Raw genomic sequence first — 15,454 nt, 5'->3', positions numbered from 1 at the left:
ATCATTTGATTTTTTCTTAACTAACCTTACCTTACCTCCTTCATTGATCTTAATGTTTTAAAAAAAGTATATTTTTATATAACGAAACCTTATAGGTTTTTAAAACCTATAAGGTTTGATAGTATTCATTTATTTATTTTACTCTCAAGTTTTAATACTAAACCTTATTTTCTCTGAGACTCAATAAATTCAACCATCTGATCCGTCAGTTGATCCATATAAGCTTTATCCGTGGTTCCGAAACCATGAGTACCGTCTTTCACAATGATCAGGCTGTTTTGAATATTTTCTCTCTTCAGTTTTCTGTGCAGCTTTTTGGACTGTTGCATCGGAACTACTTTGTCTTTATTTCCCTGCATAATCAAAGTAGGGACGCCGCTTGAAACATAGGTCAGCGGAGAAATCGTCTTGAAATAGTCAATTGTTTTTCTTTTTTCCTTTTTAATGTCATATCCGGACAGTCCTCTAACAAGGTTCGTTCTGAGGTCGACAATTTTTTGAGCCGCCAGACCGAAAAAGAATACCGGGACTTTTCCTAGGCGTGTATGCAAAAGTTTGTTGAGGTCTGAAGGTCCATAATGATCCACCACATAATTGACCTTTGCAGAATAGGAAGAAAGTTCTGGACTTCCCGGAAATTCGGTATCCGGAGTATAGGCTGCAAGCATTGAAAGGTGAGCTCCGGATGAAGCTCCGAAAAACCCGATATTATCAGGATCGAAGTGATAGGCAGCAGCATTTTTTCGCACCCATCTCACCACATCTTTGGTATCCTGCAAAGGAAGCGGAAAGTGAATACTGTCATTCAGAAGCGTATAATCGATGCTGATGACTGTATATTTTTTATCAAGAAGCTTTGAAATGAAGGTTTCTATATAACTTCCGTCTCTTACCGTTTTATCTCCTTTTACCCACGCACCTCCATGCACATAGATGACCACAGGTGTTTTTTCAGAGGAAACATTTTTCGGGCTGTAAACGTCCAGTAAAAGAGGATTTCCCTTTTCATTGGTTTTGTAGACTACATTTTCTTTGACTGCTGATAAGGTCGGAAGTAGGGTGCTTTTCCCGGTTTTGGGTTCGAGTTGATTTTGTGAATAACCTAAACTAAATAAGCTTAAAGAAAAAACAAAAAACAGGTTTGTGAAAAACCTGTAGATTGATATGTTGTTCGTTAATGATTTCATAGGATACTTTTTGTAGTGGCGTGTTATTTTACTAACTCCTCAAAAAGTTTACCAAAAGTCTTTTCCAGGTCTTTAGATTTTCCCGGATGAGGTCTTGATGTCTGAACGACAGAGCTTCTTACAGCCGTTAGCCAGCGGAATCGTTCAGGAATATCCATCAGTGCAATTGGGCCTCCTTTTTTGTCACCGTTTGCAATTTTTTGGAAGCTTTCCAGATTTTGAATGATGTCGTCGTAATCAATTTTATTGTGCATCAGCTTAAATTTATCCGGACACAGATGAAATTCTACGCGGATAAACTTCTCTTTTTTAGAAAACATCACGAGTCCTATGTTGAAAAATTCTTCTCTTTCAACCTTCGGTACCAGGCGGATGACGGCGTATTCGTATATTTTATCCTCTTGCATTTTTCGCTTCGTTTACAAAGATTTGAGAATTTTCTAACCTGGTTTTCATGAACTGGAAATAGATCTCACGAATCTCCTCCGGTGTTTCATCGGCGTCATTCCACTGGAGCCAGTCTTCAGGAATTAAATTGACGATATCCCTGAATAACGTGTCATTCAATACCTCGTGGGCGAATTGATCGGCCTCATCCAGCCTGTTGGCTTTCGGAAGCAAGACGTGATCTTTCACATATTTGAAAGGTGTTTTGGCTGCTGCATCAAAATTCTGCCACGAATGATGGAAATAAAACGATGCTCCGTTGTCGATGACCCAAAGCTCTTTATGCCACATCAGAAGATTCGTGTTCCTGAAAGTACGGTCGATATTCGTGATGAATGCATCCAGCCAAACGATTTTTGAGGCCAGAAGCGGATCCACTTTTACACCCGGATCATACGTGATAGAACCTGAAAGATAGTGAAGCCCCAGATTCAGGCCTTCTGAAAATTTCAGCAGTTCCTGAATTTCCTCATCGGCTTCCGTTCTTCCGAAGTCAACATCAAGGTTTACAAATACTAGCTCAGGAATCTGCAGTCCCAAAGCTTCTGTGATCTTACCGCCCAAAAGTTCGGAGATCAGCATTTTTACTCCGTGGCCAGCGCCGCGAAATTTCAGTACATATTTAAAATCATCATCAGCTTCTGCCAAAGCAGGAAGAGATCCGCCTTCCCTCAGGGGCAGGATGTAACGCATGACGGTTACCGTTCTTAAATCCAGCATACTGCAAAATTAAGGTTATTTTTTGATAAGTTGTGATCTGTACGGATGAGAACGAAAATAAGATGAAAACAAAAGCGCTAAAGTTTTTTTCATTAATTTAGAGTGGTGCGAAATACCACAAAGACTAAATAAAAGTTTTAATTGTATGAAATTGATAAAAGAAATTAATATAAAGCTTGGAAACCCCGAAACCAGAGATTTTCTGGCAGATGCATTGTATCCCGAAACGGATGAAAAATTACCGTTGGTGATTTTTGTTCATGGCTACAAAGGCTATAAAGACTGGGGTGCATGGAATCTGATGGCGGAGAAGTTCGCTGAAGCCGGTCTTTTCTTTGTGAAATTCAATGCTTCCCATAATGGAACTACAGTGGAAGATCCCCATAATTTTGCTGATTTAGAGGCGTTCGGGAATAATAATTATTCAAAAGAACTTTCAGATTTGGGGGTGGTGATTGATCATTTTGTAAAATATCCTAATGTGGATGATCAGAGGATTGTTCTGATCGGTCACAGCAGAGGAGGAGGGATTTCCATCATCAAGACTTTTGAAGACGAAAGAATCAACGGACTGATCACACTGGCTAGTGTAGATACCCTGGAACGTTTTCCAAAGAATGAAGCACTTGAAAACTGGAAAAAAGATGGCGTATACTATGTGCTGAACGGTCGTACAAAACAGGAAATGCCACATTATTACCAGTTTTATGAAGATTTTGAAAATAATGTACACCGTTTTGATGTAGAAAGAGCAACAGAAATGGCCAAAGCGTATGTGCTGATTATTCATGGAACGAATGATGAAAGTGTAAGCGTAAAAAATGCGGAACATCTTCATATCCTGAATCCCAATTCAGAATTGTTCTTAGTTGAAAATGCAGATCATACCTTCGGATCAAAGGAACCGTGGACTGAAAAAGAGCTTCCAGAAAACTTAAAAATCGTGACTGACAAGTGTATTGATTTTATTAATAAAAATATGAAATAAGGTTAATAGTGGAATAAAATTTGAATACTGACGTTCTAATTATTAATCACCATATTAAATTATTATGAAAAAATTGATTGTAAGCGTCTGTGCGTTTTCATTATTCGCCGTAATCTCATGTAAAAAAGAAGCCAAAACAGATGTACCCGCCACCGGAGATTCTGTAACGACCGTCATGCCGAAAGATTCTGCAACGGCACCTAAAACAGACTCAGCAGCTTCTACACCTGCTGTAACGGCTTCCGCAGATAATATCATTACTAAAAATACGGGTAAATACCCTCATGATATTAAGCTATTTGAAGATAAAAGTTTTGCAGACCGGGTTAAAAAACTTACCGGAGCGCAATATGATGAAATGCTTAAGAATTTCAACGTAGAATCTCCAATTATATCTGAGAACGGAATTTATAAAGTAACAGGTTGTAAGCAGCATGACTGCCCGGGATATTCAACGTCTATCTTCTATGATTCCAAGAACGATAATCTGAATGTGTCTATTGATAAAAATGGAAAAGTAACCGATTTTGCTGAGAAAGGGAAAATTACGGTTACTGATGCATTGAAGTCTAAATAAAATCTAGACTGTAAAAATCTATCTGTCATTGCGAACCTTTAGGTGAAGTAATCTAAAGCGTTTTTTTTGAGATTGCTTCGTCGCTGCGCTCCTCGCAATGACCATCGGGATTCAGTTTTACCTGAGATAAAATCATTACGCCTTAAAGCATTTGAAGAGGAAATCAACAGGTAGATTTGATGAAGCGGAATGTATGAAAATTTAGATTTTATAGCTAAGAAATAAATAAAAACCAGCCTGTAATAAGGCTGGTTTTGTTTTGTATAAGCTTATGTTATGCTATTGTTAAAAGCGTCCAGGCTTCTTCAATTTTACTTTCCAAGAGTAATTTCTGAACGTTTGTATGAACATTTTCATCCGCATGGAATTCTCCTGCAGGAAGTATTTCTACATTGGCGAGCATTCCCAGATCGTTTCCTGTAAATATCTTACTGTATTTAATGGAATCTGGAAGCAGATCAAACCCAATTCCTTTTGTGACCAAAGGTTTAGGTACTTCAAAAATACTGTTCTCATTGCTTCTGGAGTAAAAGTTTCCTCCTAAACGGGCCACCATATCCAGTTTTTGCTGATCTAAATTCCCGGCTTCATTCAGATACTCTTCTCTGATATGAATTTTCTGAACCTCACAGATTACCAGATTTCCTGCGCCTCCCTGATCTCCCAGAGATTTAACTTCTAAAACTTTACATTCAAAGTTAACCGGGCATTCTTCAATCAGTTTAGGCTGCACCAGGTCTGCATCTTTCATGGTCAGTCCGGATTTGATGAATTCATTGATTCCGGTTTCATATTCTGTAGATGCTAAAGAAATCTGCTGTACGATTGGAAAATTTACCGTTCCGATTACTACTTCCGGAACTTCCAGAACATTTTCAAGTGTATGTTTAGTTGTATTGTCGCGTACTCTCCTCGATGGTGAAAAAATCAATATCGGAGGAACTGTACTGAACATATTAAAAAAACTGAATGGAGATAAATTGATCGTTCCGTTTTTATCTACCGTAGAAGCCAAAGCAATCGGACGCGGAGACACTGCGGTCTGCATGATGGTCTGAAGCTGGACGGGGGATAATTCGGATGGGATAACTGTTTTCATTTTTTATTTTTAACCACAAAAGTCACAAAAGCTTTAAGATAAAATAAGCTGTTTTTTAAGTTCAAAAAAGCATATTGTAATATTTATTTACAAAAGTTTCCTGTCCTTCATGATACAGATTTTTTACATTAAAATTGACTAAGATTCCTTTGGGTTTCTTCATTAAATTAATATAATTTAAAATTTGAGATCGGTGAATATCATTGAACTCAACGACTGATTTTAATTCGACAACAATTAAATCTTCAACAAGAAAGTCACAAAAAAAGTCACATTTGATTTCTTTTCCTTTATAGATTAAAGGGACCTTCATCTCTGGATTTAAAGCTAATGTTTCTAAGTGTAAATTCTTCTTCCAGACATTTATGATACACACTTTCTAATAAACCGGCGCCTAAAATTTTGTGAACTTCTATGCAGGCGCCGTTTATCTTATACGTCAGATCAGTTAAATATGACTGTGTAATCATAAAATCTTTTGTGACTTTTGTGGTTAAGAATATTAAACCGTTGGAATAATTTTACCGGAAACATCACCGAAACCTACTCTCACTCCGTCTTTTTCAGCCCATGCTTTCATCGTAACGGTATCGTTATCTTCGATGAATTTTCTTTCCTGGCCGTCTTTTAACTGTAAAGGATTTTGTCCTCTCCATGTTAGTTCCAGCATAGATCCGAAAGATTTTGGATCGCTTCCTGAAATAGTTCCGCTGGCGTATAGGTCTCCAACTTCTACATTACATCCGTTTATCGTATGGTGAGCCAGTTGCTGAGTCATATTCCAGTACATGAATTTATAATTACTTTCTGAAATCAGGTTTTCTTCACCGTTTTCAGGTTGTAAATAGACTTCAAGATTGATGTCGTAATTTTTATCGCCTTCAAATTTTAGATAGTCTAAAACTTCAGGTTCCTGCTTTGGAGAAGCTGTTCTGAAAGGTTCCAGTGCTTCAAGGGTAACCACCCAAGGAGAAATAGATGATCCAAAGTTTTTACCAAGGAATGGTCCCAGTGGAACATATTCCCAAGCCTGAATATCTCTTGCTGACCAGTCGTTGAATACCACCATACCGAAGATGGCTTCTTCAGCTTCTTTTGTGGAAATGCTTTCACCCATTTCTGAGTTTCTGTTCAGGATAAAGGCCATTTCCAGTTCAAAATCCAGCTGCTTGCTTGGTCCGAAAAGTGGTTTTTCTGCATCTGCAGGTTTCGTCTGACCTTTAGGACGGTTGATTTCTGTTCCTGAAACCACGATAGAAGAAGCTCTTCCGTGATAACCTACAGGAAGGTGTTTCCAGTTGGGAAGCAATGCGTTTTCCGGATCACGGAACATTTTTCCAACGTTAGTGGCGTGCTCGATGCTGCTGTAGAAATCCGTGTAATTCGGGATGTGTACCGGCATCATCATTTTTACCTGATCCAGGTCATAGAATGCGTCTGCAATTGTTTTTTCGTCTTTTGACAATGTTGAACCTTCCTGCAGAAGTTCCTGGATTCTCACACGTACCGCATTGGTGATGGGTTTTCCCAGCTCGATAAACTCGTTGATGGTATAGGCTTCAAAGATATTGTCGTCTAATCCCTGAATACCCTCAAAATACCCAAGATCGTAAAGGGTCGCAAGATCTACTACCTGATCTCCGATCCTTGTACAGCATCCGATATATTCTTTATTAAAAACTGCTACTCCGAAAGGAATATTATGTATAGAAAAGTCTGAATCCGAAGAATACTCTACAAATGATTTCATAATTTTTTTGGAATTAAATTAAGGTGTAAGATAACAAATCCCTCATGATTTGCTGTCTGAAAAGAATTTATTTCTTTTTGGAATAAGAGGCTTCATCGATCCATCTGTCTTTTGTATTGACATCAATAAGATACAGAATGTCTTTCTGCTTGGTGAGCAGCAAAGTTTTGGTCACAGGAAGCGGCACTTTTTTATTCTCAAGCTTGTCTGCACGCAGGGAAACGATGTTTTTTCTTCTGACGATATCACCCGTAAAAACGTTTGAACTGCTTTCGCCGGTAGCTTTGTCATCAAAAACTTCTACGTAGGTCGCTTCATTTCCTTTGATAATGATAAAATCTCTTTCCGTGTGGTCTTCCGCATCTTTAATGAAGACAAACTTCTTGTTGTCGATATTGACACTTTCAAGATTTTGGTTAATGCCTTTTCTTTCTTCCAGTCGGTTAAGGATTTCATTCAGGGTTCCATATTGAGCTTTAAGCCCTAATGCTCCGAAAAATAAAATCCCAATAAAAATTTTTTTCATACGTTGTGTTTTTATAAAAAAGTTTTGTCAAGACTTTTCATCCTGACAAAACTTATTATTCTATTGTAAAATTAAAGATTTCCTCTTCTGTCCTGCTCTCTTTCAAGGGCTTCGAACAATGCCTTGAAGTTTCCGGCACCAAAACTCTGTGCACCGTGTCTTTCAATGATTTCGAAGAACAGGGTAGGACGGTCTTCTACAGGCTTCGTAAAGATCTGAAGCAGATATCCTTCTTCATCATGATCAATAAGGATGCCTAAGTCCTGTAATTTTTTAAGATCTTCGTCAATATGACCCACTCTTTCAGGAACCATGTCGTAATATGCTTCCGGCGGAGCAGATAAGAACTCTACACCACGCTTCTTCAATTCAGTGACAGTGTGGATAATATCTCTTGTGGCTACTGCGATGTGCTGTACACCTTCTCCTTCGTAGAAATCAAGGTATTCTTCTACCTGAGATTTCTTTTTACCTTCTGCAGGCTCATTGATAGGGAATTTTGCAAATCCGTTTCCGTTGGACATTACTTTAGACATCAATGCAGAATATTCTGTATTGATCTGCTTGTCGTCAAAAGAAAGGATGTTCACAAAGCCCATTACTTTTTCGTACCATTCTACAGTAGGAATCATTCTGTTCCAGTCTACGTTTCCTACACAGTGGTCTACGTATAATAAACCTGCATCTTCAGGATTGTAAGCACTTTCCCATTTTTCGTAGCCAGGCATGAAAGCACCTTTGTAATTTTTTCTCTCGATGAACATGTGGATGGTTTCTCCGTAAGTATAAATTCCGGACATTCTTACCTCACCCTGATCATCAGTTAAAGTTACCGGCTCTAAATAAGGTTTTCCACCTCTTTTAGTAGTTTCCTCGAAAGCCTGATAAGCGTCATCTACCCAAAGTGCCAAAATTTTCACTCCATCACCGTGTTTTTTTACGTGTTCGCTGATAGGTGAATCGGATTTAAGCCCTGTTGTTAATACCAATCTTATCTTCCCCTGTTGAAGAACATAAGAAGCACGGTCTCTTACTCCTGTTTCAGGACCCGCGTATGCTACAGACTGAAAACCGAATGCGGTTTTGTAATAATGGGCAGCCTGTTTAGCATTTCCTACATAAAACTCAATGTAATCTGTACCGTTGATCGGTAAAAAATTCTCAGCTTGAGCAATTTTTTCGGCAAATGTAAGTGTTGACATATTTCTATTTTTACTTTTTTTAATGGTATGCAAATTACAAAAATCTTATAAATAGCGAAAACATTCAAATGGATTCCTTGAATATACTTAACATAAAATTAAAGAAGTGTTCATTTAAGTATATTTAAGTTTATTTATAATGAAAAGGGATGTCTACATTTGTTATTACAAAGAACAAGTGAAAAAGAAAAATATTTTCGAAACAGGAAAGCCGTAGAACTTCTACGGCTTTCTTTATTTTTCTATATCGACTTTCCTGTTCAGTCTTCCTGCATCAGGATTATAATTGTCCCAGATCTTCCATACATTATCTATTTTACGGATAAAATAGATCTGTGTATTAAGCTGATTGACAAAATGTTCCTCTCCGGTTTCTCCTACTTTGAATAACAGATTCCAGAATTCCTGGGTTTCCAATATCTTTTTATCAGGTTCATCCGTAACGAGATGAATATCAAAAACTTCATAGTTGGAACGGTTGTTTTTGGTCACCAGCTGGAAATCTCGTTCGCACAATTCTCTGCTGAACTGTGAGGTTCTTTCCAGAAATGGGGAACCGTCAAAGACCAGTTCTTTAAAAATATCCGTTTTGTGTTCCGGAAAATGTTTGTAAAATTCAAATGCTGTAGCACAATAATCATAGACCATTTTCGTCAGAAATTCAAGGCCATCTCCTAATTCCTTCTCGGTGTTTTTTACTTTTACAGACTGTATGTAGTCGTTTAAATCTTTGTAACCGAGGAAAATACAGATCTTATCCAGTGTTTTCAGGAACCTGAGATCATTATGGGTTTTATCCTGATAATCATTTTCGAAAAAACGCTGCAAAGTAACATGCGATATCGTATTTCCTATTTCAAATTTTTTTCCGCCTTTCAGTTCTTCAGCGTCAGATAATTCATCTTTTATAATTTCGGAAAGAATAATATAATGGCTTCTTTTCCATTCACTCACATTCCCCAAAACAGAATTCCGTACTTTAGAATGTTTTTCAACTTCTTCCCGTATCGAATTATATATCGTTTTCAATTTCCCTTGGTTTTAAATGAGTTTATCAAAAACACTGCCAAAATGTTAAAGCTTTTTTAAGATTTGTCTTGTTTTTGTTGATAATATCTACGTTTTTCCCACGAAGATGATGCATGGGAAAAACGCAGTATTTCTATTTTTATTGTTTAAACCGTTCATAGGCAGCTCTTTCCAGCATTTCCCTGTCATCCGGGTGTGCGATGCTTATCAGCTCCTGAGCTCTCTGACGGAGATTTTTACCATATAAATAAGCAGTACCATATTCTGTCACCACATAGTGAATGTGTCCTCTTGTTGTCACGACTCCGGCACCCTGTTTAAGAAAAGGAACTATTCTTGAGATGCCTTTTTTAGTCCTTGATGTGATCGCAATGATCGGTTTTCCGTCTTCACTCAATGCAGCGCCTCTCATAAAGTCCATCTGACCACCGATTCCGCTGTACTGCAAGGTTCCGATAGAATCTGCACAAACCTGTCCTGTAAGGTCAATTTCAATGGCAGAATTGATGGCAACCATCTTTTTGTTCCTCATGATATTAATCGGGAAGTTCACATCGCTTACATCTTTAAAGTCAAAAACAGTATTATCATCTACATAATCATAGAGTTTTCTGGTTCCGAAACAGAAACTTGTGATCGTTTTGTTATCGTGGTAGCCTTTGTACTTATTGTTAATAACATCGCTTTGAATCAGATCAATCACTCCATCACTCAACATTTCGGTGTGTACACCGAGGTCCTTGTGATTCGTTAAGCATTTCAAAACAGCATCAGGAATCGTTCCGATGCCCATCTGAAGTGTAGATCTGTCATCGATCAGTTCAGCTACATTTTTACCAACAAGCATTTCTACTTCACCTACTTTTGAGCCATAGTCTACTGTAGGAAGTTCCTCTTCATGCCAGACCAGTTTATGGATTCTGCTGATGTGGATCATTCCGTCTCCATGGGTTCTCGGCATCAGAGGATTGACAATAGCTACAATAAGTTTTGCGGTATCTACGGCTGCTCTTGCGATGTCTACAGAGGTTCCCAACGTACAGAAACCGTGTTTGTCCGGTGGTGAAACCGTTACCAATGCCACATCTAACGGCAGTATGTTTTTTCTGAATAGAATAGGGATCTCGCTTAAGAAAACGGGAACAAAATCTCCACGTTCAGAATTCACAGCATCCCTCACAGGAGTGGATACGAACAGAGAATTGACAAAGAAACTATTCTTGTATTCAGGTTTGGCAATTTCCACATTTCCCTGCTGGGTAATGGAAACCATTTCTACGTTTTCCAGACGGTGAGACTGTCTTGCCAGCTCGTCAATAAGATGATTCGGAGTACATGCACTCCCGTGAAAAAATACGCGGTTTCCGCTTTTTACAGTGTATATAGCTTCTTCTGCACTAATATAATTGTACATAATGAAATTTTTTTATGAATGATTTTTTTATTCCTGGGAACGGTCTTCCATGGTTTTGTCTGATTCTTCCAGCCACGAAGTTTTGTAAGAAGGATCTTCTACTTTCAAAGCTTCTTCCGTGATTTTCAACGGACGGAAAGGGTCTACCATTACCGCATATTCTTCAGTGAATTTTTTACCGATACTTCTTTCCATAGCGCCCGGGTGAGGTCCGTGAACGATTCCTCCTGGGTGTAAAGTAAAGTCCATAAGGTCGATGTGATTACGGCTCATGAAATCTCCTTCCGTGTAGAACAGAACCTCATCAGAATCAATGTTGGAGTGGTTGTAAGGAGCCGGAATAGCCATTGGGTGGTAGTCGTACATTCTTGCACAGAACGAGCACACTACGAAATTATGACCTTCAAAATTCTGATGTACCGGTGGCGGTTGGTGAATTCTTCCGGTGATGGGTTCAAAGTTTTTGATATTAAATTTATAAGGATAAAAATATCCATCCCATCCTACGACATCAAACGGATGTGTCGCGTAGATGAAATCTGTGATCTGGTTTTCTTTTTTTACTTTAATTAAAAATTCTCCTTTTTCATCTTTAGGCTCTTTGAAAACCGGTGCGATCATGTCTCTTTCGCAGAACGGAGAATGTTCAAGAAGCTGTCCGAACTCGTTTCTGTAACGTTTCGGAGTATAGATAGGCGAGTGGCTTTCAAGGACAAAAAATACAGTGTCTTCTGAGTTCACTTCCACTTGGTAAATGGTTCCTCTCGGAATAATAAGATAATCACCTGTGACAAATTCAAGGTCTCCTACAAAAGTTTTCAGAATTCCGGTTCCGTTGTGAACATATAAAAGTTCGTCACATTCAGCATTTTTGTAGAAATAATCCATCGACTTTCTGGGTTTCGCCAATCCCATTTTCAGGTCATTGTTCATCAGAAGGATCTTTCTGCTGTCCATGAAATCATCTTCCGGCGTTACATTCATTCCCTTAAACATTCTCGGAGCAATATTCTTTTCTACCGCAATTTTTGGCGTCACATCTTTCGGTTCCCCGATAGATTTGATCTGTGTAGGGCGGTGAGTATGATAAAGCAGTGATGAAATTCCGTGAAAACCTTCCGTTCCGAAAAGCTGTTCATAGTAAAATTTATCTTCCGGTGATTTGAAAATCGTATGTCTTTTTTGTGGGATGTTTCCCGCCTGATGATATCTCATAGTACTTTTATATCTAGTTTCTCAAATTTAATCATTTTTCGTGAATTGATTCTAACAACATTTGTCATGGTGTTTTGTAATTCAAAAATAATTGTTAGATTTGTCTAACAATTTTAATTTCATGAAGCGAATACTATTTTCTATTACTCTTTTATCCTCTTATTGTTTTTCTCAGGAGACCGACAGTCTGAGTTTACAATCCCAAATAAAACAGGACTCATCTGTCATTTCAAAACCGAAAATCAAGATGAGCACCATTGATGATGTGGTTCTTACCGGAACGATAAAACCTTTCAGCAGATCAAAAAGTCCTGTAGCCGTAGAGGTTTACAGCCAGAAATTTTTTCAAAAAAATCCTACACCGAGCATTTTTGAAGCAATCGCCATGGTAAATGGCGTAAAACCTCAGCTGAACTGTTCAGTATGTAACACGGGAGATATTCATATCAACGGCCTGGAAGGTCCTTATACGATGATCCTGATCGATGGAATGCCTATTGTAAGCTCACTTTCTACGGTGTACGGACTGAGTGGAATTCCTAACAGTCTTGTCGACAGAATTGAAGTGGTAAAAGGTCCGGCTTCTTCTATTTACGGCTCAGAAGCGATGGGTGGAGTGATCAATATTATCACCAAAAATGCCCTGACCGCACCAAAACTGAGCGTTGACATGATGACCAGCACCTGGAGTGAAAATAATCTTGATGTTTCAACGAAATTTAATATTGGGAAGAATGCAGCGTCTTTGTTAAGCTTAAATTACTTCAGTTTTAAGGAAAAGATAGACCAGAATAAAGATAATTTCACAGATTCAGCTTTGCAGAGCAGAGTTTCAGTTTTTAATAAGTGGAATTTTCAGCGAAAAGAAAACCGTCAGGCAAGCTTTGCTTTGAGGTATTTATATGAGGACCGTTTTGGCGGAGAAATGCAGTGGGACAGATCTCACCGTGGAAGCAGTGATGTGTACGGTGAAAGTATTTATACCAACAGGGCGGAAGTTTTCGGGCTGTATCAATGGCCTTTAAAAGAATATATCGTTACTCAGTTCTCCTATAATTACCATGATCAGAATTCTTTTTATGGGAGCAATCCGTACGATGCCCTTCAGAAAGTAGCGTTTGCACAGACCTATTGGAGCAAAAAACTAGGAAAACATGATCTGACGGGAGGTGTGACTTTCAAAAGAACATTCTATGATGACAATACACCGGGAACTTTATCTGGCGACGGAATCACCAATGCACCGATGAAATCGCCGATCTGGGGAGCATTTGTTCAGGATCAGTGGGAAATAAGTGATCAGCATACTTTACTGGTAGGTTACCGTTTTGATTATGATAAAATCCATCATGAAGTGCACTCACCGAGGTTTGCATGGAAATTCTCCCCGAACCCTTATCATACATTAAGGTTCAATTTCGGAACAGGATTCAGAGTGGTGAACCTATTTACGGAAGATCATGCAGCATTGACCGGTTCCAGAGAAGTTTTAATTAAATCGGATTTAAAACCTGAAAAATCTGTCAACGGAAATTTAAACTACATCTGGAAAATTCCGGTGGGAAGCCGGATGATTCAGTTGGATGCTTCAGCCTTTTATACGTATTTCAGCAATAAAATTGTGGGAGATTTTGATACCGATCCGGATAAAATTATTTACGATAACCTTCACGGATATGGAATTTCCAGAGGAGCTTCGATGAATGTGGATTTCAGTTTCAGCTTTCCTTTGAGTGTCAATTTGGGGGTAACTTATCTCGACGTTTATCAGAAATTTGATGATAACAATAAAAAATCCCAGCAGCTACACGCCCCGAAATGGAGTGGGACCTACAATCTTTCGTACAAATTTACCAATGATCTGACCTTAGATTTCACAGGACAATTCTACGGACCCATGAGGCTTCCGGTGCTTCCGAATGACTACCGCCCGGAATATTCGCCATTCTATTCTTTAGCCAATATTCAGGTTTCAAAAAGTTTCAAATCCGGCTTCGAAGTGTATTGCGGAATTAAAAACCTGTTCAATTTTACACCGAAAGATCCTTTGATGAGACCGTTTGACCCGTTTGATAAATATGCAGACGATCCGATAAGCAACCCGAACCATTATACTTTTGACACCGCTTACGGCTACGCGCCGATGCAGAGAATCAGAGGTTTTCTGGGGGTAAAATATACTTTGAAATGAAAACTTTTATTTTATTTTTAATGTTAGTGCCCTGTTTTTATCTGTCTCAGATGAAGACAAGCACTTTTTCTGATCTTGAAATATCGATGAAAAAAGATCCGAAACCTGTTATTATCCATCTGTACACAGACTGGTGCTCGGTCTGTAAAATGGAAAAGCATGCCTTAAACAAAGATCAGGCAATGGTTGATCTGATCAATGAGCATTTTTATATGGTCAATTTTGAAGCTGAAAAAACAAAAGAAAAGATCAAATTCCAGGGCCGTGAATTTGGGTATCTCTCCAATGGAAGTGCCGGGATTCATGAGCTGGCGCTGGCTTTGTCTAAAAATAAAAATCAGCCTGTTTATCCTTTGTGGATTGTTCTTGATAAGAATCAGAAGCTGGTGTATTATCATGAAGGGCTATTGACCCCTGAAACCATGAAGCAGAAACTTCTGGAAATTTCTGCTTTGTAATGGTTTTACGGTCAATGCGAGGACCGAAGGGACGAAGCAATCTAGGAAAAAAGATAGATTTGAGATTGCTTCACCTAAAGGTTCGCAATGACAGACGGTTTTACACAGATTTTGCTCTCTTGTGAAATATTTAAACTGCCGAAAAATCTTTAAATCTTTAAATTCTTCAATTTTTAAATCTAAATTCCCGCATCAATAAGTACAGCGAGCTGAATACAAGGCTCATCCGATCTGTTGCTCCACGCATGATTGGTTCCTCTCTGGATAACAATGTCTCCTGGTCTAAGAAGCGTTTCGCCTTCATCCATGATCAGATAAAGTTCTCCTGAAAGGATAATAATATAATCCAGCGTTGGAGTCTGATGCATCATCGGATGGGGTTCTCCTGCTTTAAATTCAACGCAGAGGTCTTTATCCGGTGGAATAACTACGTAACGGAAATAGGTTCCGTTTTTGGGAGTTTGTGGAAATCCGGTGTTGGGGATCCGGGTTTCAAGATCCAATCCTGCGGGCATTTTCTGAGTGTTCCAGATATCTGAAATAATAAGGCCCGGAAGATGTTCCAGGGCATTTTCTGTCTGCTGATCTTCTATAATGACAGATTTTCCGTCTTTGATTCCTGTTACAACGCGTCTGGGTATTGTGTTCATA

At 38.6% G+C, this 15,454-nt stretch carries 17 protein-coding genes; 4 read left to right on the top strand and 13 right to left on the bottom strand.

Annotated elements, in window-relative coordinates:
- Window positions 1-164: 164 nt before the first annotated feature.
- Genes IW22_RS16615 through IW22_RS16605 form a run of 3 tightly spaced genes read right to left on the bottom strand, consistent with a single transcriptional unit; the run spans window position 165 to window position 2,354 of the window.
- Window positions 165-1,187, bottom strand: coding sequence for an alpha/beta hydrolase (locus IW22_RS16615; protein ID WP_034728591.1), 1,023 nt, complete (start codon window positions 1,185-1,187; stop codon window positions 165-167).
- 23 nt (window positions 1,188-1,210) lie between these two features.
- The gene (locus IW22_RS16610) at window positions 1,211-1,594 is read right to left on the bottom strand and encodes a DUF3037 domain-containing protein (RefSeq protein ID WP_034728590.1); all 384 of its coding nucleotides are present in this window, start codon (window positions 1,592-1,594) and stop codon (window positions 1,211-1,213) included.
- Window positions 1,581-2,354 (bottom strand): HipA family kinase, encoded by a 774-nt coding sequence (locus IW22_RS16605; protein WP_034728589.1) that lies wholly within the window; start codon window positions 2,352-2,354, stop codon window positions 1,581-1,583. Before IW22_RS16605 ends, IW22_RS16610 begins: the two co-directional genes overlap by 14 nt.
- A 145-nt stretch (window positions 2,355-2,499) precedes the next feature.
- On the opposite strand from IW22_RS16605, the gene IW22_RS16600 reads away from it, so the two are divergent.
- Both IW22_RS16600 and IW22_RS16595 read left to right on the top strand, forming a co-directional pair.
- On the top strand, window positions 2,500-3,342 hold the full coding sequence (locus IW22_RS16600; RefSeq protein ID WP_034728587.1) for an alpha/beta hydrolase family protein: 843 nt from the start codon (window positions 2,500-2,502) through the stop codon (window positions 3,340-3,342).
- A gap of 64 nt (window positions 3,343-3,406) precedes the next feature.
- A complete protein-coding gene (locus IW22_RS16595; protein WP_034728586.1) occupies window positions 3,407-3,919 on the top strand; it encodes a hypothetical protein in 513 nt (170 codons plus the stop codon).
- A gap of 274 nt (window positions 3,920-4,193) precedes the next feature.
- Here IW22_RS16595 and IW22_RS16590 read toward each other — a convergent pair whose 3' ends face one another.
- The 9 genes from IW22_RS16590 to IW22_RS16555 all read right to left on the bottom strand — a co-directional run bounded on the left by IW22_RS16590 (window position 4,194) and on the right by IW22_RS16555 (window position 12,154).
- Complete coding sequence (locus tag IW22_RS16590) at window positions 4,194-5,018, bottom strand: flavin reductase family protein (RefSeq protein ID WP_034728584.1); 825 nt, start codon at window positions 5,016-5,018, stop codon at window positions 4,194-4,196.
- A gap of 61 nt (window positions 5,019-5,079) precedes the next feature.
- Complete coding sequence (locus tag IW22_RS24735) at window positions 5,080-5,331, bottom strand: GxxExxY protein (RefSeq protein ID WP_262483634.1); 252 nt, start codon at window positions 5,329-5,331, stop codon at window positions 5,080-5,082.
- A complete protein-coding gene (locus IW22_RS24730) occupies window positions 5,309-5,488 on the bottom strand; it encodes a GxxExxY protein (protein ID WP_262483633.1) in 180 nt (59 codons plus the stop codon). The genes IW22_RS24735 and IW22_RS24730 overlap by 23 nt, the downstream gene beginning before the upstream one ends.
- Before the next feature lie 32 nt (window positions 5,489-5,520).
- Window positions 5,521-6,768 (bottom strand): fumarylacetoacetase, encoded by a 1,248-nt coding sequence (fahA, locus tag IW22_RS16580; protein ID WP_034728583.1) that lies wholly within the window; start codon window positions 6,766-6,768, stop codon window positions 5,521-5,523.
- Between the two features lie 67 nt (window positions 6,769-6,835).
- Entirely contained in the window at window positions 6,836-7,294 is a 459-nt protein-coding gene (locus IW22_RS16575) for a hypothetical protein (RefSeq protein ID WP_034728582.1), read from the bottom strand.
- A gap of 71 nt (window positions 7,295-7,365) precedes the next feature.
- Window positions 7,366-8,496 (bottom strand): 4-hydroxyphenylpyruvate dioxygenase, encoded by a 1,131-nt coding sequence (gene hppD, locus IW22_RS16570; RefSeq protein WP_034728580.1) that lies wholly within the window; start codon window positions 8,494-8,496, stop codon window positions 7,366-7,368.
- A gap of 234 nt (window positions 8,497-8,730) precedes the next feature.
- On the bottom strand, window positions 8,731-9,525 hold the full coding sequence (locus tag IW22_RS16565) for a hypothetical protein (RefSeq protein WP_034728579.1): 795 nt from the start codon (window positions 9,523-9,525) through the stop codon (window positions 8,731-8,733).
- Between the two features lie 139 nt (window positions 9,526-9,664).
- On the bottom strand, window positions 9,665-10,939 hold the full coding sequence (locus IW22_RS16560) for an acetyl-CoA hydrolase/transferase family protein (RefSeq protein ID WP_034728578.1): 1,275 nt from the start codon (window positions 10,937-10,939) through the stop codon (window positions 9,665-9,667).
- A 27-nt stretch (window positions 10,940-10,966) separates the two neighbouring features.
- Window positions 10,967-12,154, bottom strand: coding sequence for a homogentisate 1,2-dioxygenase (locus IW22_RS16555; protein ID WP_034728577.1), 1,188 nt, complete (start codon window positions 12,152-12,154; stop codon window positions 10,967-10,969).
- Window positions 12,155-12,275: 121 nt separating this feature from the next.
- On the opposite strand from IW22_RS16555, the gene IW22_RS16550 reads away from it, so the two are divergent.
- Together IW22_RS16550 and IW22_RS16545 are read left to right on the top strand one after the other, a co-directional pair.
- The gene (locus IW22_RS16550) at window positions 12,276-14,345 is read left to right on the top strand and encodes a TonB-dependent receptor plug domain-containing protein (RefSeq protein WP_034728576.1); all 2,070 of its coding nucleotides are present in this window, start codon (window positions 12,276-12,278) and stop codon (window positions 14,343-14,345) included.
- 50 nt (window positions 14,346-14,395) lie between these two features.
- Window positions 14,396-14,803 carry a thioredoxin family protein gene (locus tag IW22_RS16545; protein ID WP_228384058.1) on the top strand — a complete coding sequence of 136 codons (408 nt, stop codon included), beginning with the start codon at window positions 14,396-14,398 and terminating at the stop codon, window positions 14,801-14,803.
- A 179-nt stretch (window positions 14,804-14,982) separates the two neighbouring features.
- On the opposite strand, the gene IW22_RS16540 is transcribed toward IW22_RS16545, so the two are convergent.
- Window positions 14,983-15,453, bottom strand: a complete 471-nt coding sequence (locus tag IW22_RS16540; RefSeq protein ID WP_034728574.1) for a cupin domain-containing protein — start codon at window positions 15,451-15,453, stop codon at window positions 14,983-14,985.
- Window position 15,454: the final 1 nt, after the last annotated feature.

The organism is Chryseobacterium sp. JM1 (assembly GCF_000737715.1).
Taxonomy (GTDB): Bacteria; Bacteroidota; Bacteroidia; order Flavobacteriales; family Weeksellaceae; genus Chryseobacterium.
Note: the sequence above shows the minus strand (reverse complement) of the source record. Positions and strands in the feature narration are given on the sequence as shown.